Annotated in this window: 3 protein-coding genes; all 3 read right to left on the reverse strand. The window is 54.0% G+C overall.

The window, feature by feature from the left end:
* Positions 1-774 (reverse strand): c-type cytochrome (locus ACOSYY_RS13565; protein ID WP_421663039.1); only part of this gene is annotated, 774 nt, incomplete at its 3' end.
* 2 nt (positions 775-776) lie between these two features.
* Positions 777-1604, reverse strand: a complete 828-nt coding sequence (locus tag ACOSYY_RS13570; RefSeq protein WP_421663041.1) for an ethylbenzene dehydrogenase-related protein — start codon at positions 1602-1604, stop codon at positions 777-779.
* Between the two features lie 51 nt (positions 1605-1655).
* On the reverse strand, positions 1656-1993 hold a 338-nt coding region (locus ACOSYY_RS13575; RefSeq protein ID WP_421663042.1), incomplete at its 5' end, for a c-type cytochrome.

Raw genomic sequence — 1993 nt, forward strand, 5'->3', positions numbered from 1 at the left:
ATACTTGTTTTCGTAAAGTCTTTTCCCACGATCGACCAATTTGGCAACTTCCGCGGGCTTAACGGTCAAATCCGGCCTTGGAATGCTGGTACCTTTGCCTGGTCTGGTGGAGAAGTTGTTCAGTGCAACTTGTGCAGCATCCATCTCTTTTTTGGCTTGCACCATTGCCGCTTGTTCGGCCGCATAGGCGGATTCATCCACGTCCACATCTTTTTTCAACTGTTCACTCTTCCGCTCCGCTTCATCACTGGCTTTCTTCTCTGCCGCTTCATAGGCCTGCTTGGCCTGTTCAAACTTGGCCTGGGTGGCCTTCAAGCCTTCTTCGAGCGAGGTCTTTCGCGCCGCGACATTAAACTCCATCTTCATTCCGTGCAAGGTGCGCACGTGCCCGACGATCGCCCAAATTTCATCCTCGGACAGGGTATATTTGAACGTCGGCATCGTGGGAACCGCAAAGTCATCGTCTCCGATCGGGTCGCCACCCTCTTCGCTGGTATCCAACATGTCGCGTGAGATCGTAGTGAAAAGCTCCTCGTCCTTGAACGTGCCCATCTCGGACTTATTGGACAAATCTTTCGGTTTTGGATCCGGCATCGCGGACCAGTTGAAGCCTTGGTTTTGCTTGCCGCTTTCACCGTGACAGTCACTGCAATAGTGAGTATAGAGTTCGTGACCACGCTTCTCTTGCTCGTTCGCGCACCCTCCGATCATGAAGGCCGCTCCTCCCACGACCCCAACCATCAATCCAATGATACCCAGCCGTGCCGCCTTCATGCTCACTGCCCTTTCTTGAGTTTTCTGATCAAGACAAACTGAAACCCCAGGGCCAATGCAGCGGCTATCGCCGCGTACATATAGCTGGAATAGTCCGGCGGGGCATCGGCTCGGAAATACCACCACGATGAGACGGCTTTTTGCGACCCCTTTTCGACCGGCTCACCCGCACCATCTTTCCGGCCATCCCATACCGCAAAGGCGATACTAATAAATTCTCCCGGCGTGATTTGAACGTCTTCCTCGACGTCACCGGTCGACAGATTTCTGGAAAAGACGATTTTCCAAGTCCCGTTTGAGTAGACGCCCTTCGCTTTCACGTCTTGATGCTCTTGCGGCTTCAACGTGCCGAAGCCCTTGGCACTCATATCAACGGCCTTGTTCGCCTTATTCTTCCAAAACCCAATATTAACCGGTCCACCTTCGACTTGTAGCAGCGGTTGCCCATGGGCAAAGTGCGCCTTCTTATCCCCGACCATGAACTCGAGCGCCGCTGCATCATCCGGATCCTGGGTGGGATCACTATATTCGAGAAGGATCGCGACCTGGTTGCCGTCGTGCAATGCACGCACGGACACATCTTTGACGGTGACCTCTTGAATACGGTCCTTCCAATGCACCTGTGGTGACATGGGGAAAGACGCCGGTGCCGCACTGGTCCATGCTGCAGCATTTGGATCGTCCAGAGGTAGCCCACCCGTCGTGAGCGTTGCTCGAACTGCCACGCTCTCCTGAGCGAAGCTGAATGATGCTGCACCGAGAACCATGGTCACGATTACAGCCGCCCCACCTCGCAAAACCTGTTTCAGTACGCGATTCGCCGGTTTCATACTGGTCTCATTCTCCCTGCCCACCTACAATCCGTACGCGTTTCCTCGCGCTCACTCCCATGTTCGCGGGGATTGATGGGCTCCGTCGTATTCGCCCATAATGATCTTCCAAATCCATTCATCCGGCAATTCTACTTCCCAACGAGGCATCGCGGATTTCCATGGAGCGCCTTCAATCGGGAGTCCGACTCCGCCTTTTTTGATGCGCCAGAACAAATAACTTTCTTGCAACATTGCAATAGTCGTGGGATCGGCAAAATTGGCCGGTGCCGGAATAAAACCACGGGCGGCCGGTCCCTTGCCGTCGAAATTCCCACCATGACAGGGGGAGCAAAAGGCCGCATAGAATCCCTTCCCTTGCATGATATTTTCAGGAGTCTTGGGAACAG

It is taken from the genome of Nitrospira sp. BLG_2, assembly GCF_049222245.1.